The following is a 1,962-nucleotide window of genomic DNA, read 5'->3' as shown; positions in this document are numbered from 1 at the left end:
TGCTGCCAGGGGGTGGCGGTGGGCATGGAGCCGGAGGCGATCTGCGCTTGGGCGGTGATCGCGTGCCGGGTTCGCAGCCTGCCTGGCGGCACCAGGCTGGGCCGGGCGTCGGGTTCCCGGTAGTGGGTGCGGGCGCGGTGCAGCCGCGCGGCGAGGTGGCGGGCGGCGGCGCGTTCGGCGTCGGTCGGGTCCCGGCGGGTCCACGTCGCCGGTGCGGAGAAACGGCCATGGATCTGCTGATCCCGATACTGGGCGGGGGTGAGGCCGGTGGTGTGGGCGAGGTAGTCGGTGAGCGCTTGCGCGAGCAGCCCGGCGAACACGCCCGCGTCGGCCGTGGGCGGCTCAGGCTGGCGGCGCGGGTCGATGTCGAGGAGCCGGCACCACCGCCACGCCAGGTCGATCATGGTGTCGGCGTCGCTGTCGTGGACGCTGTGGGCTTGGCGCCACAGCTGGCGTAGCTGCAGCAGCCGCTTGCGGCCGAGGACGGTGGTGACCGCTGCCCGGATCCCTCGGGTGTCTTTGGCGGTGAGGATGCGGGCGTCGACCCGGGCGAGGAGCAGCCCAGCCAGTTGGGCGGCGTGCCACGGGTCGTCGACGGCGGCGTCGTCGGGGCTGATCAGGGTGGTGACGGTGTGGCGTAGCCACCTGCGGTCGCCGCGCCGGCGGGTGCGCTGCCGGTACTCGATGCGGGACTCCTCCAGCAGGTCGGCGACGGCGGCGACGACGGTGGGGGTGCAGGGCGGGGTGCGCCACAGGCTGTGGGCGGCGTGCGCGGCCTCGTGGACGAGCAGCCCGTAGGCGGTCGGGACGAGGCGTTTGTGGCCGGGGCGGCGGGGGTTGGTGATGTCGGGGGCGCCGATGTAGGTGGCGTCGACCTCGATGCGGCCGGCGTCGGGGTAGCAGCAGGCGGGTGCGCCGCCACCGGCGCCGGGAGCGACGGTGACGGTCAGGTCGGTGCGGCCGGTCAGGGTCGGGATGTGCCGGGTCCAGGCGTCGCTCCACACCTGCCAGTCCGGGCCAGCGGTTGTGGGCGCGGCCGGGCCGGTCTGCAGGTGACTGTGCGGGTGAGGCATCAGGGGTTCTCCTTTCGGGGGGTCAGCGCTGTTTGCCGAGGGTCAGCGCGGTGATGTCGGTGCCGAACTGCTGCCGCAGCGCGGCGAGGACCTGCTCGCGGTCGTCGGCGGGGGCGCGGCCGGCGAGGTTCGCCACCGCTGGCGCGAGGCCGAGCGTTTTGCGGACGCGGGCAAAACCGAGCAGCTCCCGCAGTTGCGGCGCCCAGCCGACGCGCCCGGCGGCGAGGTCGGCGTTGAGGGCGATGGCGGCTTGGACGGCGGGGTTGGGGACGCCGAGGTGGCGGGCGAGGTCCCAGTCGGTGGTGACCTCGATGTGCACGTCGAACCGCGACGCGAGCGGCCTCGGTGAGGATCGCGCCGTGGACACCTGGGTTGTGGCCGGCGATGACGTAGAACCCGTCGGCGGCTTCGACGCGCTCGTTGCGGTAGCCGGGGATGGTGATGACCCGCCGGCCGTCCATGGCCGGGTAGAGCACGGCGAGGACCTTCGGGGGGATGAGGGTGGCGTCGTCGACCAGCAGCGCCCTGCCTTCGCGCATGGCGGTGACGAGGGGCCCGTAGACGAACTCGAAGCCGCCGTCGGGCAGGGGGATGAAGTTGCCGAGGAAGTCCTCCACGACCGTGTCGCCGGTTCCAGCGACGGTGAGCAGGTCCGGGAATGCGGCCTCGACGAGGGCGGTCTTGCCGGTGCCGGGCGGACCGTAGAGCAGCACGGGGATACGCTTCTCCCGCAGCCTGCGCAGCACGTCCACGTCGGTGGCGCCCGCGAGCTTGCGGGGGAAGTACAGGTCCCCGTTGGGGCGTGCGACGGGCTGCCGCCGACCCGCCCCGTGACGTCCTTGGCGGGGTGTACGCGGGGCGGGCGGTGGCATAGTCCCGGCGGCGTCGA

The 1,962-nt window shown here is 73.9% G+C and carries 2 protein-coding genes and 1 pseudogene; all 3 read right to left on the bottom strand.

Annotated elements, in window-relative coordinates; translation table 11 throughout:
• Window positions 1–1,073: VWA domain-containing protein (locus B0E53_RS33145; RefSeq protein ID WP_107079553.1), on the bottom strand; the 1,073-nt coding region annotated here is incomplete at its 3' end.
• 22 nt (window positions 1,074–1,095) lie between these two features.
• Window positions 1,096–1,392: a hypothetical protein gene (locus tag B0E53_RS39880; protein WP_281492931.1), complete on the bottom strand. Its 297-nt coding sequence runs from the start codon at window positions 1,390–1,392 to the stop codon at window positions 1,096–1,098.
• Window positions 1,393–1,498: 106 nt separating this feature from the next.
• Window positions 1,499–1,945 (bottom strand): annotated as a pseudogene (locus B0E53_RS39875) (AAA family ATPase); the annotation flags it as partial.
• Window positions 1,946–1,962: the final 17 nt, after the last annotated feature.

The sequence above is a fragment of the Micromonospora sp. MH33 genome, assembly GCF_003013775.1.
GTDB classification, from domain to species: Bacteria; Actinomycetota; Actinomycetes; order Mycobacteriales; family Micromonosporaceae; genus Micromonospora; species Micromonospora fulviviridis.
The sequence above is the reverse complement of the archived record's forward strand: the minus strand, read 5'-3'. Positions and strand labels throughout refer to the sequence as shown.